Source organism: Streptomyces sp. NPDC037083, from assembly GCF_055606485.1.
Genome location: NZ_JBVJSQ010000002.1, coordinates 231,837 through 256,659 on the forward strand (window position 1 = coordinate 231,837; position 24,823 = coordinate 256,659).

The window sequence follows — 24,823 nt, forward strand, 5'->3', positions numbered from 1 at the left end:
TGGCACGGGACAACAGGGTTGTGTGGGGCCCGCGTTGGCTTCCGTGGCGGGCGACGGCATGATGAGGCGGACCGTCCGCTTCCGTCGTGACCTCGCGGGCGGACAGCTCCATCGCGCCCCCACACGCCCGGGAGTCACCCCCTTGCCCTCAGCGAACGCGCACCAAGCACAACCGACGTCCCCCGCGAAACCCACGGCGGCCGCACAACCGGCGGCGGTCGGGGGGCCCGTCGCAGCCGCGGAGTCCACGGCGACGGCAGCCACGAAGCCCGCGGTGGCGGCCGTCGCGGAGCCCGCGGTGGCGGCCGTCGCGGAGCCCGCGGTGGCGGCCGTCGCGGAGCCCGCGGTGGCGGCCGTCGCCGTCGCTCTCGTCGGGGCCGGGCCGCGCGGCACCAGCGTTCTGGAACGCCTCTGCGCCTCCGCGCCCGAACTCCTGCCGCCCGGGGTGCGGCTGACGGTCCACGTCGTCGATCCCGCCCCGCCGGGACCGGGCCGCGTATGGCGCACCGCGCAGTCGCCTGAGCTGCTGATGAACACCGTGGCCTCGCAGGTGACCCTGTTCACCGACGACAGCGTGGACTGCGCGGGCCCGATCCGCCCCGGCCCGAGCCTGTACGCGTGGGCGGGCGGCGAGCTGGGCCCGGACGAGTACCCCACCCGCGCGCACTACGGCCGTTACCTCCGGTGGGTGTTCGAGCGGACCGTGCGCCGGGCCCCGTCGTCGGTCCGCGTCGAGACGCACCCGGCCCGTGCGCTCCGGCTGGACGACGCCGCCGACGGCCGCCAGGCCCTCACCCTGGACGACGGCCGGGTCCTGCTCGGCCTGTCCGCCGTGGTCCTCGCCCAGGGGCACCTTCCGGTGGTCGCCGACAGCGCCCAGCAGCGCCACACCGCCCACGCCGGACGGCACGGCCTGCGCCACGTGCCGCCCGCCAACCCGGCCGACGTCGACCTCGACGGCCTCGCCCCCGGTGAACTGGTACTGCTGCGCGGTCTCGGTCTGAACTTCTTCGACCACGTGGCCCTGCTGACCAGCGGCCGGGGTGGACGCTTCGTCCCCGACCGCACCGGCGCCGGCCGGGCGCTGCGCTACGTTCCCTCGGGCCGCGAACCGCGCCTGTACGCCGGCTCCCGGCGTGGCGTGCCCTATCAGGCACGCGGCGACAACGCCAAGGGCCCCTACGGCCGGCACACTCCGCTCGTGATGACCCCGGAGGCGATCGCGGGCTTCCGCAAGCGGGCGGACTCCGGCGAGGCGCCCGATTTCCTGGCCGAGATATGGCCGTTGGTCGCCAAGGAGGTGGAGACGGTCTACTACACGGCCCTGCTCCACGACCGCCACCGCGACCGCGGCCACAGCCACACCGACAGCCACAGCCACAGCCACAGCCAGGAGAACCGGTACCCGGACGGGTTCGCGGACCGGGCAGTGGACCGGTTCACGGACCGGTTCCTCTCCGTCCCGCACCGCGACCCCCGGGAAGCGCTGCTGCTGGACGAGGCCGGAGTGGAGCAGGCGGACCGCTGGAACTGGGACCGACTCTCCCGGCCGTACACGGGCCGGCGCTTCACGCATCCGGGGCAGTGGCGGGACTGGCTGCTGACCTACCTGCGCGCGGACGCGGCGGAGGCCGCCCGGGGCAATGTGGCGGGCCCGGTGAAGGCGGCCCTGGACGTGCTGCGGGACCTTCGCAACGAGCTGCGGCTGATCGTCGACCACGCCGGACTGGCCGGCGCCTCCCGCCGGGACCACCTGGACCGCTGGTACACCCCGCTCAACGCCTTCCTGTCCATCGGCCCGCCCCGCCGCCGGATCGAGGAACTGACCGCCCTGGTGGAGGCGGGGGTCGTGGAGGTGCTCGGTCCGCGTCTCGAGGTGCGGGAGGAGGCGGGGGCCTGGCGGGCGCACTCACCGGAGGTGCCCGGCTCGGCCGTCCGTGTGACGACCCTCGTCGAGGCGCGCCTTCCGGAGCCGGACGTCCGCCGCACCGCCGACGGCCTGCTGGGCCGGATGCTCAGGACCGGGCAGTGCCGTCCGCACACGGTGGACGGTTACGTGACCGGCGGACTGGACGTGACGCGGCGGCCCTATCACCTGATCGACCGTCAAGGCCGCCCGCACGAGCGGAGGTTCGCCTTCGGCGTGCCGACGGAGGGGGTGCACTGGGTCACCGCCGCGGGCGCCCGGCCAGGGGTGGATTCGGTCACACTTTCGGACGCGGACGCGGTCGCGAGAGCCGCTCTGCGCGCCGCGACCAGGGAGGCAGGGCTACAAACGGAATCCACACCGTGGCCAAAAGTTGAACTTGCAAGCATCAATTAGCTGCGCCTAACGTGAGTCGCTCATTCGGTACCGCCGCCCCCCACCGACCGGTCCTTCCCCCCTTGCGACCGGCCCGATCGACACCGAAGGAGCACCCCCCACCATGTCCGCTCGTCTCAACACCGCACAGCCCTACGCGGTCGGCCTCTTCCGCATCGTCGTGGGCCTGCTCTTCGCCTGCCACGGCGCGGCCTCGCTCTTCGGCGTCCTCGGCGGCGTCGCAGGCAAGGGCGGCACCATCGACGCCGGCACCTGGCCCGGCTGGTACGCGGCCGTGATCCAGCTGGTCTGCGGCAGCCTGGTCCTGCTCGGCCTGGGCACCCGGGCGGCCGCCTTCCTGGCCTCGGGCTCCATGGCGTACGCCTACTTCGACGTGCACCAGCCGAACGCCCTGTGGCCGATGGAGAACGGCGGCGAGGCCTCCGCGATGTTCTGCTGGGCCTTCCTGCTGCTGGTCTTCACCGGTTCCGGCGCCCTCGGCCTGGACCGCCTCTTCGCCGGCCGCACGAGCCAGGAGCGGGAGTCCTCGGCGCAGAAGGCCGCCGTCTCCGTCTGACCGGCGGGACGACACACGACACCGCACCGCGATCCACACCACCCGGGCTCCCCTTCGGCGCCCGGGTGGCAGCGGTTTCCGCCTCGGCTGCTCGCGCGGCCGGTGTCCGTGGCCGTCGACACGGGGCCCCGGGCGGGGGCCAGGCCGAGCCCGCGACCGGCGTCCGCGGACACCCCGGCCCCCTCACCACAGGTGAACGTGGTGTGCCGAACACACGAGCCCCCCGTGAATCTGCTGTCACACCCCGGGCGTACGCTGTATGGCTGTCATTGGCCGCACCTGCCGCTCCCCCGCGACACAGCGGCACGGTCAGGCCGTCACGGGGGAGACACGGGGAGTCTGCGGTGTTGGAGAGTGTGGGGGCGTTGCTCGGCAGTCCATGGATCTACGCGGTCGTGGGGCTGTCGGTCCTGCTGGACGTCTTTCTTCCCGTGCTGCCCAGCGGAGTGCTCGTCATCACGGCGGCGACGGCCGCCGCTGCCGGTTCGGGCGCCGCGACCGGCCGGGTCCCGCACGACGTCCCGGACATCATGGTGCTGATCCTCTCCGCGACGACCGCCTCGGTGCTGGGCGACCTGGTCGCCTACCGGCTGGCCTGGCGCGGCGGTGCGCGCCTGGACCGGGCGATCTCCCGCTCCCGGCGGCTGACCACCGCGCAGGAACGTCTCGGCGACGCGCTGGCCCGGGGCGGCGGCGCACTGGTCGTCCTGGCCAGGTTCGCGCCGGCCGGCCGTTCCGTCGTCTCCCTCATCGCGGGCGCCGCCCATCGCCGCCCCCGCGAGTTCCTGCCCTGGTCCGCCCTGGCCGGTCTCTCGTGGGCGGGCTACAGCGCCGCCCTCGGCTACTTCGGCGCCCACTGGCTGGGCACGACGTGGCTGGCCACGGGGGTGTCGGTGCTCGCGCTGTTCGGTGCGGGAGCAGGCGCGGCCTACGTGATGCGCCGCCAGCCGGCGTAACGCCGCAGCCTTCCCGGCCCGGGGCCGGGCAGTCCTACGTCCGCGCTGCCGCCGTGCGGGCGCTGCCGCGTACCTCCAGGCCGTCCAGCAGTTCCGCGGTGGCCGCGGCGATGGTCTCGACCGCTCGCTCGAACACCTCCCGGTTGTGCTCGGCCGGCGCCCGGAAGCCGGACACCTTGCGTACGTACTGCAGGGCTGCTGCGCGAATGTCGTCCTCGGTCGCCTCCTCGGGCAACGCGGGCGGACGCAGCGTCTTGATACTCCGGCACATGCTCCAAGTCTCCCTCCTGTCGTCCGGCCGCGTGCCATGATCACTTCTTTGGCGGCCACCGCTCCCGCGGGGCCGACCGACGAGAGGACCGACAGCATCATGGCGACCGGCATGAACGACATGAACGATACGAACGGCATACTCGACGTGGGCGTACTCGGCCCGGGCGGAGTGGGCGGCCTGCTCGCGGCACTGCTCTCCCGAGCCGGCCACCGGGTGACCTGCCTGGCCGGCGAGGACACGGTCACGGCCCTGCGCACCCACGGCGTCCGCGTCCAGAGCGCTTCCTTCGGCGACTTCACCGCCCGCGTCGACGCGGACACGGAGCTGCGCGCCCCGGTCGACGTGGTCCTGGTCGCCGTCAAGCACACCGCCCTCGACGCGGCCCTGAGCCGCCTGCCCGCCTCGGTGCTCGGCGACGACGCCCTCCTCGTGCCGTTCCTGAACGGCGTCGAGCACCCGGCGGTCCTTCGCGCCCGGCACCGTCCGGACCGGGTCGCCCCGGCCGCCGTCCGCGTCGAGTCGACCCGGGTCGCCCCGGGAGTGATCGAGCACGCGAGCCCGTTCATGGAGATCGACCTGGCCGGCGACCCCGTGCCCCGCCCCCGCCTCGACGCGCTCGCGCGAGTGCTGACGGCGGCGGGCCCGACCGTACGCGTCCTGCCGGACGAGACGGCCGCCCTGTGGGCGAAGATGGCGTTCCTCGCGCCCTTCGCCCTGCTGACCACCCGGTACGGGCTGCCCCTCGGGGAGGTCCGCACCCGGCACCGGGCGGAGCTGATCGCCCTGGTCGAGGAGACGGCCGCCGTCAGCACCGCCTGCGGAGCCCCCGCCGACCCGGCCCGGGCCCTCGCCCGCTACGACGCCTTCGCCCCCGCCACGAAGTCGTCCATGCAGCGCGACGCCGAGGCCGGCCGCCCCCTCGAACTCGACGCGATCGGCGGTGCGTTGCTGCGCGCCGCCGACCGGCACGCAGTGCCGGCGCCGGTCACGGCCCGCCTGGTCTGGGAGGTGGCGGAGGCTACCCGGTAGGACCGGTGCGCAGGTCGACGTATCAGTCGTCGGATCTGATCCAGTTCCCCTTCGGGTACTCGAAGTCGGCTGACCCAGCAGCGTGAACCCGGGACCGGGGTCCGACATCGGCGGCGGCCGATGCCGGGGCGGGGGCGCTCGTGCGGCCCGCGCGGTTCGTCTCCTCTCCCGCGGCCCGCCCGGAGGAGGTCCGGCCGAAGGGGCCCCTGCCGACGGGGGCCCGGCCGGGGTGGCCGGAAGCGATCCCTCCGCGCAGGGCCCCGGCGGACAATGCGGCCTGACCGGCGGCGACCGCCCCCCTCACGCCCGCCCACCCAGGAGAGTCGAGGAGACGATGACCGGTCACTGGAAGAGAGGCGCTGCCCGAACAGTGGACGGAGACGTCGTGACCCACCCCGGAGCACGCTCGGCGCCACGGCCCGTACTCGCCTACGACGGCGACTGCGGCTTCTGCCAGTCCTCCGTGGACCTCATCCGGTCCCTGGCCGCACCGACGCTGGAAGCGGTTCCGTGGCAGTTCCTGCCCGCCGGGTCGACCGCACCGCACCTCGCGCGCCTCGACCGGGAGGTCCTGTTGCTGCGCGGCGACGCCGTCCTCGCGGGCGGGGCGGACGCGCTGGCCCGCTGGCTGGGCACCTCGCCGTCCGCCGCATACCGGGTGGCGGCGGCCGTCCTGCGGCTGCCGGTCGTCCGCGGCTGCGCCCGCCCGGCCTACCGCTGGGTGTCCCGCAACCGCCACCGGCTGCCCGGCGGCAGCCCCGCGTGCGCCGTGCCGCCGGCCGGCCGGTGAGGTCTCCCGGGCGCCCCCGCACAAGCGCCGGTTATCGAACACACGTTCACACGAACACCCCAAAGGAGCTCGCTACTCAAATTCGAACAGGCGTACCATTGGCGCGTGGCTAAGACCTATGACTTTCCCAGCGACCTGCGCGCCGGTCAGGAGGAGCTGCATCAGGTCCGGGCCGAGCTGTCGGCCCTGCTGAAGCGACTTCCCTGGTCGGTGGAGCCCCTGGACGGCTTCAGCGACGACGGCGGCTGGCGCAAGGCCGAACGTCCCGCATCCCCCGGCTGGACGGCCGACGAGCAGGCCGAGGTGGAGAAGCTGCGGCGCAGGGAGCACGAACTCGCGGTCTTCGTGACCTGCCACCGCTTCTGGGCGGAGGTCGCGGCCGCCGACCGGGTGGACGCCCGCATGAACCTCAAGCACGCCCACGGCACCCCGCCGGAGGACGGGGACGAGGGCGGCGACAGGGGCGGGAACGCCGGCTAGAGACGGCGCGACACGCGGAAGGGCCCCCGGATCTCTCCGGGGGCCCTTGCGCTCTCCTGGTGGGCGCGGACGGTTTCGAACCGCCGACATCCTGCTTGTAAGGCAGGCGCTCTACCCCTGAGCTACGCACCCAGGACGAGTCGACAGCCTACATTGCCGGGGGCCGTGTCCCGCAAACCCTGTCGGGGGTTGTCCCCACCCCTCGTCCGGGAGTGTGCCGGATCGTCCCCGCGGCCGCGTCTCCCTAGTGTCGGAGAGGCATCGCCAAGCAGCCCAGGGGGAGATCACCATGGCCCGTACGACCCTTTCCGCCCGCGCGGTCCTCGTCACCGCGGTCGTCGTGGCCCTCGCCGCCGACGCGACCGGCTGCGGCGCCTCCGCCGCCGACGACGAACACCCCGACCACCGCTCCTTCGCCCTGGAGGGCCGCACCCTCACGATCGACTCCGACGACTCGGCGCTCGAGATCGTCGCCTCGGACGCGACCGGCACGGGCACGGTCGACGTCACCCGGTGGTTCCAGGGGTCGGTCACCCTGGGCGAGGACCCGAAGGCGACCTGGTCGATGAAGGACGACCGGCTGACGCTGCGGATGCACTGCTCCGGCGTGGTCTCCGACTGCTCCGCCGGGCACCGCATCGAGGTGCCCCGGGGCGTCGCCGTGAAGGTCGAGGACGACGACGGCAGCGTCCGGGCGCAGGGTTTCCGGGACGCGCTGAGCGTGCACGCCGAGGACGGTTCCGTGCACGTCACCGACTCCAGCGGGCCGCTGGACCTGCGCACCGAGGACGGTTCCGTGCGCGCCGAGGTCTCCTCGCGCTCGGTGCGCACCCGTACCGAGGACGGCTCGGTGCGCCTCGACCTGAGCGCCGTCCCGGACCGGGTGGAGTCGGTCAGCGAGGACGGGTCCGTGACGATCGCGCTGCCCCGGGCGACGTACCGGGTGACGACGAAGACCGACGACGGCGGGGTGGAGGTGTCCGTGCCCCGGGACGAGTCCAGCGGGCACGTCGTGAGTGCGCACACGGCTGACGGCAAAGTCACCGTGAGGAACGCGAACTAACGGGCCCGTGTGTTCGTCCTTAACCGGTGGGAGAATGACACCGGGCAGGGCGGATCACAGCACGGGAGAGGGATGTGACGGCGACACCATCGCAGCCGTATTCGCCGTCGAAGCCGCGTGCACGGGCCCGCGCCCTGAGCGACTGCCTCACCCTCGTCGCCCTCCCCGTCGTGCTCGCCCTCGCACTGCCCGCCGCGTTCGCCGGCGGCGGCACCCGCCGCTGGTTCGGGGGGCGGGCGGAGGGGCAGCGGGCCGAGGCCCAGGCCGCGAAGGACGCGGCGGCGGCCGCGTTCTACGAACTCGACAGCGCCCAGCGCGACCTGCGCATCTCGATCGAGACGATCAGGGCCGTGGACGACTCCCCGGCCGCCCGCCGCGCGGTCGCCGACTTCGAGGCCGTCGGCCGGCGCATCGACGAGGCCAGCCACCAGTACATCGACGCGGTCGACGCCCACGACCTCGACCGCGACGACCTGGAGGCCTCCGCGGCCGCGCAGGCCCGCACCGAGCTGACGCGCGCCAAGGACGAGTTGGGGCGCGTCAAGCAGGAACTGGACCGGTTCGCCGAGGGGCTCGGACCGCTGCTCGGCAAGGCCGAGACCCAGCTGGCCCGCCTGGCGCCCGCCGTGGAACGGGCCCGGCAGACCCTGCTGGCGGCGTCGAACGCGCTGGACGCCGTGCGCGACAGCGGGCTGCGGGCGGACGATCTCGCGGCGCGGCTCGCGGCCCTCGCGCCCGAGCTGACCAAGCTCAACGAGGGTGCGGGCCGGCACGGGGTGCCGCACACACTGGAGCGGGCGGAGCGGGTCTCACGGGAGGCCGAGGCGGTCCGGGTGGAGGCCGAGCGGCTGCCGGAGCGGGCCGCCGAGATCGACCACCGGCTCGTGTCGCTGCGCACCCGCGCACAGGCGCTGACGACCCGATCGGGACAGGTGGAGCCGATCCTGAGCGAGCTGCGGCGGCGGTTCTCGGCGGCCTGCTGGCAGGACCTCCAGCACGTCCCCGACCAGGCCGGTGAGCACGTCCGGCAGGCCGAGGAGAAGCTGAAGGAGGCGCAGACCGCGCGGGACGCACAGGCCTGGCCTGACGCCACCGCGCTGCTGTCGACGGCGCGGGCCCTGCTGAACACCACGGACGAAGCGGTCTCGGCCGCCGGCGACAGGCTGACCAGGCTGAACGCCGTCCAGAAGGACCCGCAGGCGGAGATCGACCGGACCAGGTTCGCGATACGGGACGCCCAGCGGCTGGCCATGGCGGGCCGCAACACGCCCGACCCACGGCACGCGCGCCCGCTGGACGACTCGGTGGCCCGGCTGGAGCGGGCGATCGGCACGCTCGAGGGCCGGCACCCCGACTACTGGCACTTCCTCACCGAGACGGAGGCCGTGCGCCGGGCGGTGGCCGACGTGGTCTCCCGCATCCGTGGGGAGCGCGGCACCGGGCACTGACGTTGCCCGCCGCGCCCGACCGGCGGATATTGAGGTGGGTACGGCCTTTCGTCGGCATGTCTCACCCATCGGGAGGCGACGATGGCGACACACGCAGTGCGCTCCGGACCGAGGCGGCGGATCAGGTTCGACGACCATCTGCCCCTCGACCACCGGCTGAACCGGGTCTACCGGATCGGCGCCGGGCTCATGGGGCTGGGTCTGCTCGTCTTCGGGATCTTCGGCGTCATCGACAAGATCGGCTTCTTCGACACCGGCGGGGACGAGGTGTGGAGCCTCAACACCAACGGCGCGCTCAGCTGGCTGTCGGTGGCCGTCGGGCTGCTGCTCTTCGTGGGCATGGTGATCGGCGGGAACTTCGCGTCCACGCTCAACATGACCCTCGGCGTCCTGTTCATCCTCAGCGGCTTCCTGAACATGGCCCTGCTGGAGACGGACTACAACTTCCTGGCCTTCGAGATCCAGAACTGCATGCTCAGCTTCGTGATCGGGATCCTGCTGATGGTCTTCGGGATGTACGGCAGGGTGGGGTCTGCCCTGCCGCACGACAACCCCTACTGGCGATCCCGCCACCCCGACCTCGCGGAGCAGCAGGACCGCCGCCGGGAGCTCGGGGAGAACCGGCCTCCCGCGTCGCCCCCGTCGTCCGATCAGGTGCGGTAGGCGTAGAAGTACGCGGTCGGGTACGACGAGACGAGGCTCGAGACCGACCTGCGCAGGGTGTTGTTGGAGTGGTACGTCACGTACGGCACGCCGTTGCTCTTGGCGGTGACGATCATCGTGTGGTCCTTGGACCCGTCGCGGTCGAAGTCCATCTGGAGGACGTCGCCGACCTCCAGCTGGTACACGTTGGCGAGCGGGGTGGTGCGCTTGGAGTTCTGCGCGAACCAGGACCACTCGTTGACGCCGACGAACGAGTCCGACTGGATGTCGGCGTTGCCGAACCACTTGGTGTAGTCGTACACGTAGCCCGGCACGTGCTTCCAGCCGCCGGCCTTCAGGGACTGGCTGACGAAGTTGGTGCAGTCGCCGCCCGCGGTGTGGTTGTTGAAGTCCGGGTAGTCCTTGTTGTACGTGTACACGTACTTCTCGGCGTAGGCCGCCATCGCCTTGTAGTCGTAGGCGGTGCCGGTCTTCGGGGCGGCGGCCGGGTTGCGGGTGGTCGCCGCGCGCGGGGCGTTCGGCATGGTGTCGTCGGCCGTGGTCGTCTTGACGGAGACCGGCTTGGACAGCGTGTTCACCGCGAGGCCACCCTGGTCGGTGTCCCTGATGGTGGTGAGCTGCCAGTTGCCCTGTCGGTCGGCCTTGAACGTCAGCTCGTGCTTGGCCTGGAACCCGGTGGTCCTCGGCGCGCCGCCGCGAGCCTGCGCGTAGGTCAGGGTCGTGGTCTCGGTGACCGCGGCCTTCGCCGTGCGGCCCGTCACGCGGGTGGCGTCGAGAGTGACGGTGGTTGCGGCCTTGCTGTACTTCTCGCCGGCCTTCGCCAGCTTGTCCTTGCGCTGCCCCAGCGAGGACAGGGTGGCGTCCTCGGTGCGGGCCGTGCCGGAGGACAGCTTGACGTCGCCGGAGAAGCCGTTGGTCAGCGGCTTGTCCCGGTCGCCCTGCGCGCCGGTGACCAGCGCGTCCGTGCGGTCGGTGAAGACCGCGTCCGCGAGCCGCTGGAAGGTGGCCTTGGTCCGCGCGTCGACCGTGGGGTCGTCGACGACCGCGGCGCCCGCGGACCAGTTGGGCAGCAGAGCGACTCCGGCGACGACCGAGGTCGCGGCTGCCCCGAGTATCGTGACGCGGCGGCGCGTGCCGCTCAATTTCCTTGACTTCACTGGTGTTTCCCCTCTTGCCCCGGCGGACGGATGCCGAGGAGGGCATCTTTGCACGGGGTGTGTGGCTCTTGTGAAGGGGGTTGTGGTTGAGGTTTGGTTACGTCACCACCGCCCCCGGACAGGTCACTTCACGACTGTCGACCAGTCGGGATTCTGCGCCGGGTCCAGGCTGCGCAGCCGCTCCAGCGTGGCCGGCGACTGCACGTCCATCCAGTCGGCCAACTCCTTGAAGGACACGCACTTGACGTCCTTCTTTGTGCACACGTTCTCGATGACCTGGTCGACGGCCTTCATGTAGATGCCGCCGTTCCACTCCTCGAAGTGGTTGCCGATGAACAGCGGGGCCCGGCTGCCGTAGTAGACGCGGTTGAAGCCGGCCATGTAGGCGTCGAGGGTCTGCTGCTCCCACTCGGGGTACTTGGCGGGGTCGCCCTCGGGCTGGCCGTCGGACTGGTTGGCCAGGAAGTTGAAGTCCATGGACAGGCCCTGGTACTTGCCGCCGTCGTAGGGGAGCGCCTGCAGGGGGAAGTCCCACAGGCCGTTCTTCTTGGCGGGCCAGATCTGGAAGTCGCCCGAGGAGCTGGCGTCGTAGCGCCAGCCGTAGCTCTTGGCGGCCTTCAGAAGGTTGGCCTGGCCCTCCAGGCACGGCGCCCGGCCCCCGGTGACCTCCTTCTTGAAGTCGAAGGGCAGCGGGGCCATGTCCTTGTAGCCCGTGTTGGTCTTCCACTTCTCACCGAACGCGTAGAACTGGTCGATCTCGCTCTTCCACTCGTCGACGCTCCAGTAGCCGCCGCCCTTGGCTCCGCAGAAGTGGCCGTTGAAGTGGGTGCCGATCTCGTTGCCCTCTTTCCACGCCTCGCCGAGCTGCTCCAGCGTGGTGCGGATGTGATCGTCGGTGGGGAAGCTGATCGCGGCGGATCCCTTGGGGTGCTGCGGCGGCGCGTACAGGTCCTTCTTGCTCTTGGGCAGCAGGTAGATGCCGGTGAGGAAGAAGGTCATGTTGGCGTTGTACTGCTCGCCCATCTTCCGGTAGTGCTCGAAGAGGCCGTCGTCGCCCATGAGCGCGCCGTCCCAGGAGAAGACCACGAACTGCGGGGGCTTCTCACCGGGCTTGAGCGGGACCGGCTTCAACTGGCCCGTCTGCGGCCCGGTGTACGAGGTGGAGCCGTCCCCCAGAACGTGGGTCTTGCCGTCCCACTTCGGCTCCTTGGCGGCCCCCGCGGAAGCCTTCCTGCTGTCCCCCGCGGACGCGGTCGGCTGGGTGTTGGCGTTGCGGTTGAGCACCATGTAGCCGGCCACCAGGGACGCGACGACGAGGAGCGCCGCCAGCGTCAGGAACCCCGGGTGCGTGGCAGCGGGGTGGCGCGTTGTTGCCGGGGCCTTGCGGCGGCGGCCCGACGGTGACTTCATGTGCAGCTCATTCTCCGGGGTTCGGGGGCGCGGGTGCCCGGTTCGGTGGTCAGCCGAGCGGGCTCATGGCACCTGACCAGATGCCGTAGGGGACGCTGTCGTCGGCCGTGCCGGCGACGCCCTTCAGTGGAAGCGGCTCGAGGCTCTTGGTGAGGTCGATGCGGTAGACGACGACCGCCGTGGACACGGTCTTGGCCGTGCCGACGTACCAGGCGGCGGTGTCGCTCTGGTTGGTGCCGGCCTTCCCGGCCACCTGGCCGAGCGAGCCGGTGCGGCTCGCCTCCCGCTGCGAGGAGGGCACGTCGTCCGGGTGGGCGGTGCTGAAGGAGTCCGCGAGCGCGGAGTTGACCTCCTCGGCCACGTCGGCGCCGAACGCACGGCTCGCGGTGGGGGTGTCCAGGGGGATCTTGGTGCCGTTCTTGGTGATGAGGCGCACCGAGTAGGGCTCGGTGTGCTTGCCGCCGGCGGCGAAGGTGGAGTAGCCGCTCGCCATGCGGATCGCGCTGGGCGTGGCGCTGCCCGTGGACAGCGCGGGCACCTGCGCCCCGAAGCTGGAGGGGAGCAGCCCGGACTTCTCGGCGGTGTCGCGCACCAGGTCCAGTCCGGTGTCCATGCCGAGCTGCATGAACGGGGTGTTCACCGACAGCTCCAGCGCCCGGTGCAGGGAGATCTGCCCGTAGGATTTGCCGCCGTCGTTCTTGGCGGCCGCCTTCCTGCCGCTGCGGTCCCAGTAGGGCCCCTCGGGCGTGGTCACCGGCACCAGGTTGTCGCCGTTGTAGAGGGTCTCCCCGGTGACGGTTTCGCTGTCGCCGTCGCGGGTCTTGTGGATGCCGTGCTCCAGGCCGGCCGCGTAGACGAACGGCTGGAAGGCGGACCCGGCGGGGACGGTGGTGGCGTTGGACTCGTTGAAGCCCTGCGTACGGTGGTCGGGGCCGCCGTAGACGGCGAGGATCCGTCCGTCGGAGGCCACCGAGGAGGCGCCGTAGTGGGCGTCCTTGGCGGTCTTCGGGTCGTCCTTGAGGGCCTTCTTGCGGGCCTTGGTGACGGCGTCGGTGAGCTGGGCCTCACGGTTCTTGTCGAAGGTCGTGTAGATCTGGTAGCCGCCGAGGTCGAAGTCCTTGTCGGAGATCTTCCCGGCCTTCTTGGCGTACTGGGAGGCGAGTTCCACCAGGTAGTCGCTCTGCTCACCGGTGTCGTACAGCGGGTTGGACTTGAGCGGCTCGGGGAACTTCGTGTACTTGGCGCGCTCCGCCTTCGACAGCTTGCCGAGCTCGACCATCCGGTCCAGGGTCCACGACCAGCGCTCGACGGCCCGGGCGCGGTTGGCCGCGCTGAGCGTGGGGTCGTACAGGCCCGCGCCCTTGAGGAGGGAGGCGAGGAACGCGGCCTCGCTGGCGTTGAGCTCGCCGACGTCCTTGCCGTAGTAGGCCTGGGCGGCGCGCTGGATGCCGTAGGTGCCGCGGCCGAACCAGCTGGTGTTGAGGTAGCCCTCGAGGATGTCGTCCTTGCTCATCTGGTTGTCGAGCTTGAGGGCGATCATCGCCTCGGTGAACTTGCGGCTGACGGTCTGGCTCTGGTTGAGGTAGACGTTCTTCACGTACTGCTGGGTGATCGTCGAGCCGCCCTGGGTGTCGCCCTGGCCGATCGTGCGGAACAGGGCGCGGCTGATGCCCTTGAAGGAGATGCCGGGGTCGCTGTAGAAGCTGGCGTTCTCGGCGGAGAGCACCGCCCAGCGGACGTCCTCGGGGATGTCCTTCAGCGGCATCGCCTGTCGCTGCACCCAGCCGGTGCGGGCCATCGGCGTCCCGTCGGCCCAGAAGTACACGTTGTCCTGCTGGGTGGCGTACGTGTTGAGGTTGTCCGGGATGTCCGTGGCCGCGTAGGCGACGACCAGGAACACGCTGCTCAGGCCTATGGACGCCAGGACCCCGCCGAGGCACTGGCGCCAGGAGGGTATCCAGCGCCGCCAGTCGGTGCGCCCGGGGCGCGGGTACTGCGGTCGCAGTTTGCGGACATACGGAGTGACACGAGCCACATACGGCGTCAGAAAGGCGATGAGCGGAGCCAGCCGGGGACCCAGAAAGGCAGAAACGCGGACAAAGAGGGACGGGCGGGGAGCTTTACGCCGATTCTTCGAAGAACGCGCTTTCCCGTCGGCGCTCTCGTCGGACGCATCCGGTGGCGCCGGTATGTCCGACACCCGCAGCTGCATGGTCTCGTCCGCCTTGAAAGAGGCAGGAACCTTCAACTGCATGGTGGCATCCGGCTCTTGGGGCTCCTCCCCCTGCCCCGCCTGAGTCACTGCGCGTCTCCCTCCGCACTCCGTATTGCTCGCAGGCAGACGTACAGACTTACGAGGGCCTGACATGGTTGCCGTTGACGCGGCCGCAATCTTTGACACCCCTCCGACCTCGGGGTTCGACGCGGCGCACCCAAATTACCAGCGCCCTTCGCAAATTCTCCACATAACAAATCGACAGAAGTGACCAGAGGTCAAACTGCTGACGCCACGACCGAGCATAGGGCCTTAGTCTGACGGCATGCCTCGCTACGAGTACCGCTGCCGGACCTGCGGCGACACCTTTGAACTGAGCCGTCCCATGGCGCAGTCGGCCGACCCCGCCGACTGCCCCGCGGGCCACGGCGACACAGTGAAGCTTCTCTCAACCGTGGCGGTGGGCGGCACGACGTCCGCCCCCGCGCCCAGGACGGGCGGCGGGGGCGGGGGCGGAGGCGGCTGCTGCGGAGGCGGCTGCTGCGGCTGACGGGGCCGGCCGGGGCCGCCGCCGGCCGCGCCCCCGGCCGGCCTGCCGCTACCTGATCCGGGAGCCCCTCAGGAACTCCCGCAGGATGCGCTCGCCGGCCAGCACGCCCCGCTCGGGCAGGGCGGTGATCTCCGGAGCCGTCCAGGCCGCGTCGGCGAGCTCGCCGTGCCCCGGACGCCAGCCGCGGTCCGCGACCAGCAGCAGGTCGGCGTCGAGCAGCGAGTCGCCGGCCGCCAGCGTCAGGTCGGCGCCGGTGCGGCGGACCACCTCGCGCACGGCCGCGCTCTTGGTCAGCGGCTTCGGCACCGCGTAGATCTTGCGGCCCTGCAGCGACACCGTCCAGCCACGGTTCTCCGCCCAGGCCGCGAACTCCTTCACCCATTCCTCGGGCAGCAGCTCACGCTCCACGACCAGGTAGGCGAAGAGGTCCTCGGCGATCCGCTGCTTGCGCAGCCAGAGCGGGTCCGCCGTCCTGGTGAGGTGCTCCTGCACCTCCGCGAGGGGCGCGCACTCGTCGGCCAGCCGCGCGAGCACGGAGCCGTGCCAGTCCTGGTCGGTCGCCCCGTCGACCAGGAGATGGCCGCCGTTGGCGCAGATCGCGTACTTCGGCGGCGGGCCGGGGAGGTTGATGCGCTGGTACTGCTTGCGCGTACGGGTGGTCGTCGGCACGAACACCGCCGTGTCCCCGAGGTCGGTGAGCAGTTGCGCCGCCGTCTCGGTCATGAACGACAGCGGCCTCGCCTCGTGCACCTCCACGCACAGCAGCCTCGGCGCCCGCGCGTCCGGCATGGTCAGCGCCAGGGCGGCCGCCGAGTAGATGAGCGTACGGTCGAGATCGCTCGCCACCAGAACCGGCATCAGACCGCCACCGCCTTGCCGTCGGCGCCGGTCGCGCCGCGGGTGTACTGCGGGTGGATCAGCCCGACGCAGGTGTACGGCAGGTCGCCGACCTCCTCGACGGGGACCCCCCTGTGTTCCGCGAGCAGCCGTACGTGGTCCAGGTCGGCGCCCGCCCCGGCCCGCGCCAGGATCTTCCACGGCACCCGGCGCAGCAGCACCCGGGTGGTCTCGCCGACGCCCGGCTTGACCAGGTTCACGTCGTGGATGCCGTACTCCTCGCTGATCCGCTCGACCGCGGCCCAGCCCTCCCAGCTCGGCGTGCGGTCGCCGGCCAGCAGCTCCTTGACCGCGCCGTCGACGGCCTCGGCGACCTCCGGGAAGCGGGCGGCCACGGCGTCCAGGAAGTCCGCCGAGACGTCCGCGCCGGCGAGCTCGCGGTAGAACTTCGCGCCGTGGAAGTCGTCCGGCCCGACCAGGTCGGCGCGCAGGACGGTCCGCGAGACGAGCCCCGAGACGGTCGAGTTGAGGCAGGCGGACGGGATGAGGAAGTCCTCGCGGGTGCCGTACGTGCGCACGCACGAGCCCGGGTCGGCCAGCACCGCGATCTCCGGGTCGAAGCCGGCCGCGCCGCCGGCCGCCTCGAACTCCTCGATCGCCGTGGCCAGTTCCCGGGTGATCGCGCCCTTGCCGGTCCAGCCGTCGACGAAGACGACGTCCCTCGGGTCGTGATGGGCGGCCAGCCAGCGCAGCGCGTTGGCGTCGATGCCCCGGCCGCGCACGATCGACACGGCGTAGTGCGGCAGCTCGAGACCGTGCCGGAACTGCGCCCAGCGCCGCATCAGCACGCCGACGGGGGTGCCGGCCCGGGCGAGCGAGACGAGGACGGGCCGGGGGGACCGTTCCGCGATCACGGTCTCCGTGACCACGCCCACGGCCTGCGCGATGCGCGCCGCCGAGGTCTCCAGGGCCGCGTGGAACAGCTCCTGGTACTGCTCGCTGGGCTGGTACTCGACGGGCAGCGACTCGGCGTAGTGCGCGCCGCCGCTCTGGATGGCCTCCTCCCGCTCCTCGGTCGGCGCCTCCAGCGTCACGTCCGAGAGGTCCTGGAGCAGCCAGCCGACCTCCTCGGGCGCGTACGAGGAGAAGGCGGGGCCGCGGAGGGGCTCGGGCAGCATGGCGGGTCTCTCTTCAGGCAGGGCGGCTGCGTACAGCGGCTCGGGGACGTAGGAGGGCACGACCGCGAGGACCACGTGCGCAGTGTGCGCGGCGAGCTGGGAAAGGAGGCCGCCCGGGGCGTGCAGCTCCGGGGTGTCGGCCACGGAGTCCACGACGGCGACGACGGCGTCGAAGCCTCCGCCCGCGACGTTATAGGCATAGCGCTCGCCGGGGCCGTCGGCCGGGTCGTCGTGGGCCGGGAAAACGATTCGGCTGCGGATCGCGTAGCCCGGGTCGTCGACCGCGAGGACGGGCGAGCGGGTGGTGGTCGAGTAGCGCACCTCGGCGGGGACGCTCCGCTCCAGCTGCTGGGCGAGGCGCAGGGGCGCGTACATCAGCTCCTCGAAGCCCAGGACGAGGACGCGGCGGGCCTCCTCGGGTATCGCCTCGGCGAGGCGGGCCGTCAGGGCGGGGAGAGCGGCCTCCAGCCGGGCCCGGTGGCCGGGCGTGAAGCCGTGCCGGCCACCGTCGGGAAGGCTGCGGGGCCAGGGCAGGTCGACACGGGTGAGGTGACCGGGCGGCTGCGTCTCCCGGGTGCGGTCCTCTTCCGGGTGCGGCTCCGCTGTGGCTGGTCGCGCAGTTCCCCGCGCGCCTGGGAGGTCCAGCCTCAGGTCGGCTTCGACGTCGACGCCCTGCTTCGGGTGCCCGGGGAGCTGCGCGACCGGCTCCGAAGAGCCCGCGGACGAGCGGTCACCGCTCGCGGCGGCCTCGGCCTCGTACCGCGCCACCAGCTCCTGGCCCTTCTCCAGCACCCCCTCGGGCAGCCGTACGGCGCCCGAGGCGGTGGCGACCAGGTCCACGCGGGCCCCGATCTCGCGGGCGAACTCCTCCAGCCGGCCCGCGTCCGCCGCCGAGCGCATGTCGACCAGCGCCACGACGACGTACCGCGGTCGCGGATACCGCTCGTGCAGGGCCCGGATGGTGTTCAGGACCGTGTTGCCGGTGGAGAACTCGTCGTCGACGAGGACCAGCGGGCCGTCCCCGACCAGCAGCGACGGGTCCTCCGGGAGCAGCAGGTGGGAGGTGGCGTGGGAGTGGGACTCCTCGAAGCCGCCCGCCGTGGGCACGCCCGCGACCGGGCGGCGGGTGGAGTGCAGGTAGGGCGCGGCGCCGAGGCCGTCGGCGACGCAGTGGCCGAGCCCGGTGGCGGTCTCCGCGTAGCCCAGGACGACCGCCTCGGCGGCCTCCTGCGCGCCGAGGAGCTCGCGCACCCGGCGGCCCAGGGCGAAACCGTGGCCGTGCACGACGGACGGGGACTGCGGCACGTGCTTGCCCAGCACGTGGGAGACCAGTAGATGCGCCCGCTTGGGGTTGCGGCGCAGCGCCAGCCCCAGCAGGTCCGTGAGCGCGTCGTCGCCCACGAGTTCGACACCGAGCCGCTCGGCGACCCATGTGCCGGACCAGATCCCGTCGTCCCCGTTGTTCACTGCGTTGTTCATGCGTCCCTTGGTGATGAGGTGGGTGTTCAGCCGGGTATCCCGGCGGCGAGCAGGTCGACGAAGCTGACGTCCTCGTGCGCGACGCCGAAGACCTCTGCGCGGAGCATGGTGCGCTCGGCCCAGGCGCGGTGCGGCTTCACCTCGTTCATCTTGTTCGTGTACTGGGACCGCAGGACACCCCCGCCGCCGCGTTCCGGCCGCAGGATGTCCGCCGCGTCGCTGTACTCCTCGTGGCTGACCACGGACAGCGCGTGCACGGCCGGCACGTGCGAGGGGTGGATGCAGGTCTTGCCGAGCAGACCGTTGGCGTGGTCGAGGGAGATCTCGCGCAGCAGTCCGTCCATCGCGTGCTCGATCAGTCTCTCGCGCAGCTCCACGGCCTGTCCCTCCAGGAAGGGGCTGTGCCGCAACATCGGCTTGAACATGCGCTCGGGTACCCGGAAGTACTCCCAGACCGGCCCGGTCACCGTGAACCCGGTGCCGTCGGCGCGCCCCAGCATGTTCACCACGTCGGCGATCACGGAGGCGACGATCTGGACGTCGTAGGCGGTCATGTCGGGGGCCCTGCGCAGCCCGTACGAGGAGCAGAAGTCGGTCACGCCCAGGCGCAGCGCGAGGACCCTGCTGCGGTACTTCTCGACGGCTCGGGCGATGCCCTCCAGCGCGTCCACCCGCGACTCGCGGTACATCAGCTCGGGCGTCTCCAGCACGGGCATGCCGAACAGCCGGTGGCCGCTCGCCGCCTCGGCGCCCGACAGGGCCTCCAGGAAGGGGATGCCCCGCTCCTCGGTGAACTTCGGGAAGACGAACCCGCTGAGCAGCTCGGCGGCGCCCCCCAGACGCCGAACGAGGTCCGGGATCTGTTCGGGCGTGCGCACCCTGATGAACAGCAGCGGCAGCTCTCCCGCCTCCGCCGTCCCGCGGGCCGCCAGCTCGGCGAACTGCCGGACGAGGTTCTCCTCGCCGGCCGCGACGTCCTCGTCGCCGATGGAGTCCTCCAGGCACAGCACCATCGACACCACGCCACGCCCGGTCTGCTTGACGATGTCGTCCGCCAGCCGGGGCCGGGTGGCCGGGCTGTAGAGCGTGGCGCCCAGGGCCGCGGAGAGCAGCCTGGCCGGGGAGCCGGTGTCGAAGACGCACGGCTCCCGGTAGAAGAGACGTTGCCGCACCTCAGGGGCAAGGTGCCCGAAATGACGCATAGATCTCCCCCGTGATGCAAGGTAAGCCTGTGGATTCGGCATGAGGTGGCCGGTAATAGTACGTAGGGATCCGTGTCGGAGGTTCCCACCGGTCATGAATTTCAGGTAACTGGGACCCGCACAGTCGTGTGCGGGCTCCCGAGTACCCCGCATTGTCGTGAGCAGGCCCGAGAAGGCAGGATGACCGCATGACGCACGCGATGCTGAAGGGGTCGAACGTCCCGCTGAAAGCCACCACGGTGCGCGCCGTGCTGCGCTGGACCCCCGGGCAGGGGGTCCCGGACGTCGACGCCTCGGCGCTGCTCCTCGGCCTCGACGGTCGTGTGCGCTCCGACGAGGACTTCGTCTTCTACAACCAGCCCCGGCACCCTTCCGGGAAGGTGTGGCGGCTCGGCAAGAAGCGCGTCGCCGAAGGCCTTACCGACACCATCCAGACAGATCTCTCCGGTGTCGAGTCCGGCGTCGGTCAGATTCTTCTGGTCGCTTCGGCGGACGGCGTCACGTTCGACCGCGTACGTTCCCTCAGCATCCTGCTGTACGACGCGGCGGCCGAGGGCGAGCCCCTGGCCACCTTCGACATCCGCCCCGAGACGGGCGAGGAGACGGCCCTGATCTGCGGCGAGCTGTACCGGCGCGGCGAGGGCTGGAAGTTCCGCGCCCTGGGTGAGGGCTACTCCAACGGCCTCAAGGGCCTGGCCACCGACTTCGGCATCTCGGTGGACGAGTCGGAGGAGGCCGCGCCCGAGCCGGCGCCGTCCCAGGCCGCGCAGACGCCGAGCGCGTCCCAGCCGCTGCCGCCGGAGCAGCCGACGTCGGCCGTGGTCCCGCAGCAGCCGGCCTACGGCTACCCGGCGAACCTGCCGACCTACGGCTACGGCTATCCGGACGGCTCCTTCCGCCTGCCGCCGCAGGGTCCGCAGTTCGTCGGGCGGTGAACCGGGCGGCGGGTCGGGCGGCGAACCGGGCCGCCGCCGAGTCGGCGGTGCCTCCGTCGGCCGCGTCGGGCGGCCGGTGAGGGCGAGTGCCTCCGGGCGCTACTTGTCGGCCTTGGCCTTGTAGCCCCGCCCCCACTGCAGTCCCCACCCGTAGAGCCGGTCCAGCTCCGCCTGGAAGCCGTAGACGAACCGCACCTCGCGCCGCACCATCAGCTCGCCCTTGACGTTCTCGATCATCACCACGGCGCAGGAGCGGGCCTGGGGATGCCGCTCGTCGAGGCCTATCTCGATCCGCGGCCCGTTGCTCGGGTACAGCGTGACGATCGCGTGCGTGCGGTCGAAGGCCGGCGTCTGGTCGTAGATGTAGACGAAGACGAGCAGCCGTTTGATCTCGTCGCGGTGGTCGAGGTTGACGTACATCGTCTCGCCGGACGCCGAGCCGAACCGGTCGTCCCCGCTGAGCTTCACGTACGGCGCCGCGTTCACGTCGCCCAGCAGTCCGCCCAGCGGCTGCACGACGCCCTTCGTCCCGTCGGCCAGCTCGTACAGGCAGCCGAGGTCGAGGTCGACGTTCACCATGCTCTGACTGTGTCCGATGACCTCGGGCGGCCGCAGCGCCTTGAAGGGATGGCGCAGCAGGCTCTCCCGCTGCGGCCCGCCGATGTCGGACGTCCGCATCCGCCAGGTCAGGTTGACGCGCAGGTTGCCGGTCGCGGCGCCCTGCTTGGTGAGGGACACCTGGTGATGCCGTTTGGTCAGCTCGATCGCGTTGGTGGCCGCGCTGCCCGAGTCGAAGTCGGCCGCCCGGCTGCCCAGGAGTCCGTCGAAGAAGCCCATTCCCGCCCCCCACATCCACGTCCACGACATTCGCCGGGACAGACCGGCGGGGCGGCCGTGGAGGACAGTTTCCTCACCGGCCGCCCCGCACAGAGCGTTCCTCGCTCAGAAGGTGATCACACCCCGGACGAGACCTCAGTCTTGTCGTCCGAGGCCTCCGCTTTTCCCTCGGCCGCCGCCAGCGCCTTGTTGCGGCGCACGGAGGACCAGAAGGACCAGGCGATCAGGAGGACGCCGACGAGGCCGGTGATGACCTCGTGGATCTGGTACTGGATGGTGACCATCAGCAGGACGGCGAGGGCGCCGATCGCGTAGTGGGCGCCGTGCTCGAGGTAGACGTAGTCGTCGAGGGTGCCCTGACGGACCAGGTACACGGTGAGCGACCGGACGTACATGGCGCCGACGCCGAGGCCGAGGGCCATCAGGACGATGTCGTTGGTGATGGCGAAGGCGCCGATCACACCGTCGAAGGAGAAGGACGCGTCCAGGACCTCGAGGTAGAGGAACATGAAGAAGGCGGCCTGGCCTGCGAGGACGACCGCGGGCCGCTGCTTGCCGGTGCGCGCGGCCTCTTCCTCTTCCTCGTGCTCGCGTTCCTCCTCTTCCTCGAGCTTGTCCTCGAAGTAGCCGGAGAGGCCACCGACGATCATGTACGTGATCAGACCGGCGATGCCGGAGATCAGGACCGTCTGCGCCTTGTCGACGTGGGCGCCGCCGTGCTGGTGGGCGTGGGTGGCGAAGGTGAAGGAGGTGATCAGCAGGACGATCAGGGCGATGCAGACCGACAGCATGTCGACCTTGCCGAGCTTGGCCAGCGGCCGCTCGATCCAGCGCAGCCACTGGATGTCCCTGTCCTCGAAAATGAAGTCCAGGAAGATCATCAGCAGGAACATGCCGCCGAAGGCGGCGATCGACGGGTGGGCGTCGGTGACCAGCTGCTGGTACTGATCCTTGTCGTTCAGCGCGAGGTCGACCGCCTCGATCGGGCCGATCTTGGCGCTGATGGCGACGATCACCACGGGGAAGACCAGCCGCATGCCGAAGACGGCGATGAGCACACCGACCGTGAGGAAGATCTTCTGCCAGAAGGCACTCATCTTCTTCAGGATTCCGGCGTTGACCACCGCGTTGTCGAACGACAGCGAGATCTCGAGGATGCAGAGGATCGCCACGATGCCGAGAGCCTCCCACCCCCCGTAGAAGACCGCAGCGACCAGGCCGAGCGCGGTGACCGCGAACGACCAGCCGAAGGTTTTCAGAAGCACTGGCTACCCAATCCCTGTATTGGGGGCACCTCCCAGACGGAGTCTGGGGGAGGGTCTCCCCGGCGCCGTACTCGGCTTTACGAAACGTTGACTTCAGCTGCTGAGTCTAGGGGTCGACCGTTCCGTGCGGTACGGGCGGTCCCGTACCGGTCGGTAGCCGGGATGCCCGGCCCTTTAGGAGACGTGCACCCCGAAGTCGAGGGCGATGCCCCGCAGTCCGGACGCGTACCCCTGTCCCACGGCCCTGAACTTCCATTCCCCCTGGTACCTGTACAGCTCGCCGAAGATCATCGCGGTCTCCGTGCTGGCGTCCTCGCTCAGGTCGTAGCGGGCGAGTTCCTGGCCGTCGGCCTGGTTGACGACGCGGATGAACGCGTTGGAGACCTGACCGAAGGTCTGGCCCCGCTCGTCGGCCATGTGGATGGAGACCGGGAACACGATCTTGTCGCACTGCGGCGGCACCCTGGCGAGGTCCACCAGCAGCGACTCGTCGTCGCCCTCGCCCTCACCGGTGAGGTTGTCCCCGGTGTGCTCCACCGAGCCGTCCGGACTCGTGAGCTGGTTGTAGAAGACGAACCACTCGTCCCCCATGACCCGCCCGCCGGTGCACAGCAGCGCGCTGGCGTCCAGGTCGAAGGGGGCTCCGGTGGTGGAGCGCGCGTCCCAGCCGAGTCCGACCATCACCTGAGTGAGGTTCGGCGCGGCCTTGGACAGGGAGACATTGCCTCCCTTGGCGAGCGTGACGCCCATGTTGCTGGTCCTCCCCTGGGGCCTCTCCGGCGGATCAGGCCGGAGGTGCTGCTTCTTCGGTTGTCCTGCGCGTCCGGCGCCGACCGTAAACGGTGCGGCGCCGGACGGTCAGATGTTCAGGTCACTCAGGTGCTTCGGGTGACTCCGGTCCTTCGGTGGCTCGGGTCCTTCGGGTGCTCAGACGTTGACGCCGAAGTCCTGCGCGATACCGCGCAGGCCCGACGCGTAGCCCTGGCCGATGGCACGGAACTTCCACTCCGCGCCGTGCCGGTAGAGCTCGCCGAAGACCATGGCGGTCTCGGTCGACGCGTCCTCGCTGAGGTCGTAGCGGGCGATCTCGGTGCCGCCGGCCTGGTTCACGACGCGAATGAAGGCGTTGCGGACCTGGCCGAAGGACTGCTGACGGTTCTCGGCGTCGTAGATCGACACCGGGAAGACGATCTTCTCGACGTCGGCCGGGACCGTGGCGAGGTTCACCTTGATCGCCTCGTCGTCGCCCTCACCCTCACCGGTGGTGTTGTCACCGGTGTGCTCCACCGAGCCGTCGGGGCTCTTGAGGTTGTTGAAGAAGACGAAGTTGGCGTCGCTGGCGACCTTGCCGGAGTTGTTCAGCAGCAGTGCGCTGGCGTCCAGGTCGAAGTCGGTGCCGGTCGTGGTGCGCACGTCCCACCCCAGACCGACGATGACCGCGGTCAGGCCCGGGGCCTCCTTGGTCAGCGATACGTTGCCGCCCTTGCTGAGGCTGACTCCCACGAGTCCTCCATTGGTGTCCTGGGGCGGGGAGCCCCGTCGTGCGTTGGATATCGGATCAACGTGTCGATCCTAGTGACGGGTTCCCGCCCGACGCAGGCCCTGCAGCCGAAGAATCACAGGGTGTCGGGAACAGGGCGGTCGGGAACGGGGTCCCGGGGCCGGGGTGGCGGGACGGAAGTCCCGCTACCGGCGGATCAGAGCGTGTCGAGCGCCTTGACGTACTCGCCGAGGTCACGGGCGTCCGGCAGCGCGTTGACGACCGTCCAGCGCACGACGCCCTCCTTGTCGATGACGAAGGTGCCGCGCACCGCGCAGCCCTTGTCCTCGGCGAAGACGCCGTAGGCGCGGGAGACCTCTCCGTGCGGCCAGAAGTCGCTCAGCAGCGGGTACTCCAGGCCCTCCTGCTCGGCGAAGACGCGCAGGGTGTGGATGGAGTCGTTGGAGACGGCGAGCACCTGGGTGTCGCGGTCGGCGAACTTCGGGAGGTTGTCGCGCACCTCGCACAGCTCGCCGGTGCACACGCCGGTGAAGGCGAAGGGGTAGAAGAGCAGGACGACGTTCTTGCTGCCCCGGAAGTCGGAGAGCTTCACGTCCCGGCCGTGGTTGTCCTTGAGCTCGAAGTCGGGGGCCTTGTCGCCGACCTGGATCGCCATCGCCTGGATGTCCCTTCGGT

At 71.0% G+C, this 24,823-nt stretch carries 23 protein-coding genes and 1 tRNA gene; 11 read left to right on the forward strand and 13 right to left on the reverse strand.

All coding sequences use genetic code 11. The features are described from left to right. Window positions 1–322: 322 nt before the first annotated feature. The 3 genes from ACZ7DE_RS05865 to ACZ7DE_RS05875 all read left to right on the forward strand — a co-directional run bounded on the left by ACZ7DE_RS05865 (window position 323) and on the right by ACZ7DE_RS05875 (window position 3,835). Window positions 323–2,323 carry an FAD/NAD(P)-binding protein gene (locus tag ACZ7DE_RS05865; RefSeq protein ID WP_470758980.1) on the forward strand — a complete coding sequence of 667 codons (2,001 nt, stop codon included), beginning with the start codon at window positions 323–325 and terminating at the stop codon, window positions 2,321–2,323. 103 nt (window positions 2,324–2,426) lie between these two features. Next, window positions 2,427–2,879, forward strand: a complete 453-nt coding sequence (locus ACZ7DE_RS05870; protein ID WP_470758442.1) for a DoxX family protein — start codon at window positions 2,427–2,429, stop codon at window positions 2,877–2,879. 344 nt (window positions 2,880–3,223) lie between these two features. Then, window positions 3,224–3,835 carry a DedA family protein gene (locus tag ACZ7DE_RS05875; RefSeq protein WP_470758444.1) on the forward strand — a complete coding sequence of 204 codons (612 nt, stop codon included), beginning with the start codon at window positions 3,224–3,226 and terminating at the stop codon, window positions 3,833–3,835. A gap of 34 nt (window positions 3,836–3,869) precedes the next feature. Here the strand turns inward: ACZ7DE_RS05875 and ACZ7DE_RS05880 are convergent, their stop codons facing one another. Beyond that, entirely contained in the window at window positions 3,870–4,106 is a 237-nt protein-coding gene (locus ACZ7DE_RS05880; protein ID WP_470758446.1) for a DUF2277 domain-containing protein, read from the reverse strand. A gap of 111 nt (window positions 4,107–4,217) precedes the next feature. On the opposite strand from ACZ7DE_RS05880, the gene ACZ7DE_RS05885 reads away from it, so the two are divergent. The 3 genes from ACZ7DE_RS05885 (at window position 4,218) to ACZ7DE_RS05895 (ending at window position 6,408) form a co-directional block, all read left to right on the forward strand. Then, window positions 4,218–5,138, forward strand: a complete 921-nt coding sequence (locus ACZ7DE_RS05885; protein WP_470758448.1) for a ketopantoate reductase family protein — start codon at window positions 4,218–4,220, stop codon at window positions 5,136–5,138. Between the two features lie 385 nt (window positions 5,139–5,523). Then, complete coding sequence (locus tag ACZ7DE_RS05890; protein WP_470758450.1) at window positions 5,524–5,928, forward strand: thiol-disulfide oxidoreductase DCC family protein; 405 nt, start codon at window positions 5,524–5,526, stop codon at window positions 5,926–5,928. A gap of 105 nt (window positions 5,929–6,033) precedes the next feature. After that, window positions 6,034–6,408 carry a hypothetical protein gene (locus tag ACZ7DE_RS05895; RefSeq protein WP_470758452.1) on the forward strand — a complete coding sequence of 125 codons (375 nt, stop codon included), beginning with the start codon at window positions 6,034–6,036 and terminating at the stop codon, window positions 6,406–6,408. 57 nt (window positions 6,409–6,465) lie between these two features. Here ACZ7DE_RS05895 and ACZ7DE_RS05900 read toward each other — a convergent pair. Further along, window positions 6,466–6,540, reverse strand: a tRNA-Val gene (locus ACZ7DE_RS05900). Window positions 6,541–6,697: 157 nt separating this feature from the next. Between ACZ7DE_RS05900 and ACZ7DE_RS05905 the strand changes: the two genes are divergently transcribed. From ACZ7DE_RS05905 to ACZ7DE_RS05915, 3 genes are all read left to right on the forward strand, one after another. Beyond that, window positions 6,698–7,471: a DUF4097 family beta strand repeat-containing protein gene (locus ACZ7DE_RS05905; protein WP_470758454.1), complete on the forward strand. Its 774-nt coding sequence runs from the start codon at window positions 6,698–6,700 to the stop codon at window positions 7,469–7,471. A 74-nt stretch (window positions 7,472–7,545) separates the two neighbouring features. Next, window positions 7,546–8,919 carry a hypothetical protein gene (locus ACZ7DE_RS05910; protein ID WP_470758456.1) on the forward strand — a complete coding sequence of 458 codons (1,374 nt, stop codon included), beginning with the start codon at window positions 7,546–7,548 and terminating at the stop codon, window positions 8,917–8,919. 81 nt (window positions 8,920–9,000) lie between these two features. Continuing rightward, window positions 9,001–9,582: a DUF4383 domain-containing protein gene (locus ACZ7DE_RS05915; protein ID WP_470758458.1), complete on the forward strand. Its 582-nt coding sequence runs from the start codon at window positions 9,001–9,003 to the stop codon at window positions 9,580–9,582. Here the strand turns inward: ACZ7DE_RS05915 and ACZ7DE_RS05920 are convergent. From ACZ7DE_RS05920 to ACZ7DE_RS05930, 3 genes are all read right to left on the reverse strand, one after another. Continuing rightward, window positions 9,570–10,724, reverse strand: a complete 1,155-nt coding sequence (locus ACZ7DE_RS05920; protein ID WP_470758460.1) for an amidase domain-containing protein — start codon at window positions 10,722–10,724, stop codon at window positions 9,570–9,572. The two genes, ACZ7DE_RS05915 and ACZ7DE_RS05920, sit on opposite strands and share 13 nt — an antisense overlap. Window positions 10,725–10,862: 138 nt before the next feature. Further along, on the reverse strand, window positions 10,863–12,149 hold the full coding sequence (locus ACZ7DE_RS05925) for a polysaccharide deacetylase family protein (RefSeq protein ID WP_470758462.1): 1,287 nt from the start codon (window positions 12,147–12,149) through the stop codon (window positions 10,863–10,865). 49 nt (window positions 12,150–12,198) lie between these two features. After that, on the reverse strand, window positions 12,199–14,403 hold the full coding sequence (locus ACZ7DE_RS05930; RefSeq protein ID WP_470758464.1) for a transglycosylase domain-containing protein: 2,205 nt from the start codon (window positions 14,401–14,403) through the stop codon (window positions 12,199–12,201). 286 nt (window positions 14,404–14,689) lie between these two features. On the opposite strand from ACZ7DE_RS05930, the gene ACZ7DE_RS05935 reads away from it, so the two are divergent. Further along, complete coding sequence (locus tag ACZ7DE_RS05935) at window positions 14,690–14,914, forward strand: FmdB family zinc ribbon protein (protein ID WP_470758466.1); 225 nt, start codon at window positions 14,690–14,692, stop codon at window positions 14,912–14,914. A gap of 48 nt (window positions 14,915–14,962) precedes the next feature. Here the strand turns inward: ACZ7DE_RS05935 and ACZ7DE_RS05940 are convergent, their stop codons facing one another. From ACZ7DE_RS05940 to ACZ7DE_RS05950, 3 genes are read right to left on the reverse strand one after another with little or no spacing between them, the layout of a single operon-like run. Further along, a complete protein-coding gene (locus ACZ7DE_RS05940; protein ID WP_470758468.1) occupies window positions 14,963–15,772 on the reverse strand; it encodes an HAD family hydrolase in 810 nt (269 codons plus the stop codon). Further along, window positions 15,772–18,408, reverse strand: a complete 2,637-nt coding sequence (locus ACZ7DE_RS05945) for a phosphoribosyltransferase (protein ID WP_470758470.1) — start codon at window positions 18,406–18,408, stop codon at window positions 15,772–15,774. The genes ACZ7DE_RS05940 and ACZ7DE_RS05945 overlap by 1 nt, the downstream gene beginning before the upstream one ends. A 26-nt stretch (window positions 18,409–18,434) precedes the next feature. Further along, a complete protein-coding gene (locus tag ACZ7DE_RS05950) occupies window positions 18,435–19,610 on the reverse strand; it encodes an HpcH/HpaI aldolase/citrate lyase family protein (protein ID WP_470758472.1) in 1,176 nt (391 codons plus the stop codon). A gap of 188 nt (window positions 19,611–19,798) precedes the next feature. Between ACZ7DE_RS05950 and ACZ7DE_RS05955 the strand changes: the two genes are divergently transcribed. Next, a complete protein-coding gene (locus tag ACZ7DE_RS05955) occupies window positions 19,799–20,545 on the forward strand; it encodes a TerD family protein (protein WP_470758474.1) in 747 nt (248 codons plus the stop codon). A gap of 99 nt (window positions 20,546–20,644) precedes the next feature. On the opposite strand, the gene ACZ7DE_RS05960 is transcribed toward ACZ7DE_RS05955, so the two are convergent. From ACZ7DE_RS05960 to ACZ7DE_RS05980, 5 genes are all read right to left on the reverse strand, one after another. Next, entirely contained in the window at window positions 20,645–21,382 is a 738-nt protein-coding gene (locus tag ACZ7DE_RS05960) for a TerD family protein (protein ID WP_470758476.1), read from the reverse strand. 116 nt (window positions 21,383–21,498) lie between these two features. Beyond that, the gene (locus ACZ7DE_RS05965) at window positions 21,499–22,647 is read right to left on the reverse strand and encodes a DUF475 domain-containing protein (RefSeq protein WP_470758478.1); all 1,149 of its coding nucleotides are present in this window, start codon (window positions 22,645–22,647) and stop codon (window positions 21,499–21,501) included. A 174-nt stretch (window positions 22,648–22,821) separates the two neighbouring features. Then, a complete protein-coding gene (locus ACZ7DE_RS05970; RefSeq protein WP_470758480.1) occupies window positions 22,822–23,397 on the reverse strand; it encodes a TerD family protein in 576 nt (191 codons plus the stop codon). Between the two features lie 177 nt (window positions 23,398–23,574). Beyond that, on the reverse strand, window positions 23,575–24,150 hold the full coding sequence (locus ACZ7DE_RS05975) for a calcium homeostasis/redox stress adaptation protein (protein ID WP_470758482.1): 576 nt from the start codon (window positions 24,148–24,150) through the stop codon (window positions 23,575–23,577). A 194-nt stretch (window positions 24,151–24,344) separates the two neighbouring features. Continuing rightward, window positions 24,345–24,803, reverse strand: a complete 459-nt coding sequence (locus ACZ7DE_RS05980) for a peroxiredoxin (protein WP_470758484.1) — start codon at window positions 24,801–24,803, stop codon at window positions 24,345–24,347. Window positions 24,804–24,823 lie beyond the last annotated feature (20 nt).

What these genes read in the sequence shown, in the direction of transcription:
- ACZ7DE_RS05945 (WP_470758470.1), bottom strand. Translation starts at nt 18,408, where the DNA reads ATGAACAACGCAGTGAACAACGGGGACGACGGGATCTGGTCCGGCACA.
- ACZ7DE_RS05870 (WP_470758442.1), top strand. Translation starts at nt 2,427, where the DNA reads ATGTCCGCTCGTCTCAACACCGCACAGCCCTACGCGGTCGGCCTCTTC.
- ACZ7DE_RS05925 (WP_470758462.1), bottom strand. Translation starts at nt 12,149, where the DNA reads ATGAAGTCACCGTCGGGCCGCCGCCGCAAGGCCCCGGCAACAACGCGC.
- ACZ7DE_RS05970 (WP_470758480.1), bottom strand. Translation starts at nt 23,397, where the DNA reads ATGGGCGTCACGCTCGCCAAGGGAGGCAATGTCTCCCTGTCCAAGGCC.
- ACZ7DE_RS05960 (WP_470758476.1), bottom strand. Translation starts at nt 21,382, where the DNA reads ATGGGCTTCTTCGACGGACTCCTGGGCAGCCGGGCGGCCGACTTCGAC.
- ACZ7DE_RS05905 (WP_470758454.1), top strand. Translation starts at nt 6,698, where the DNA reads ATGGCCCGTACGACCCTTTCCGCCCGCGCGGTCCTCGTCACCGCGGTC.
- ACZ7DE_RS05950 (WP_470758472.1), bottom strand. Translation starts at nt 19,610, where the DNA reads ATGCGTCATTTCGGGCACCTTGCCCCTGAGGTGCGGCAACGTCTCTTC.
- ACZ7DE_RS05955 (WP_470758474.1), top strand. Translation starts at nt 19,799, where the DNA reads ATGACGCACGCGATGCTGAAGGGGTCGAACGTCCCGCTGAAAGCCACC.
- ACZ7DE_RS05880 (WP_470758446.1), bottom strand. Translation starts at nt 4,106, where the DNA reads ATGTGCCGGAGTATCAAGACGCTGCGTCCGCCCGCGTTGCCCGAGGAG.
- ACZ7DE_RS05980 (WP_470758484.1), bottom strand. Translation starts at nt 24,803, where the DNA reads ATGGCGATCCAGGTCGGCGACAAGGCCCCCGACTTCGAGCTCAAGGAC.
- ACZ7DE_RS05935 (WP_470758466.1), top strand. Translation starts at nt 14,690, where the DNA reads ATGCCTCGCTACGAGTACCGCTGCCGGACCTGCGGCGACACCTTTGAA.
- ACZ7DE_RS05915 (WP_470758458.1), top strand. Translation starts at nt 9,001, where the DNA reads ATGGCGACACACGCAGTGCGCTCCGGACCGAGGCGGCGGATCAGGTTC.
- ACZ7DE_RS05940 (WP_470758468.1), bottom strand. Translation starts at nt 15,772, where the DNA reads ATGCCGGTTCTGGTGGCGAGCGATCTCGACCGTACGCTCATCTACTCG.
- ACZ7DE_RS05885 (WP_470758448.1), top strand. Translation starts at nt 4,218, where the DNA reads ATGAACGACATGAACGATACGAACGGCATACTCGACGTGGGCGTACTC.
- ACZ7DE_RS05930 (WP_470758464.1), bottom strand. Translation starts at nt 14,403, where the DNA reads ATGCAGTTGAAGGTTCCTGCCTCTTTCAAGGCGGACGAGACCATGCAG.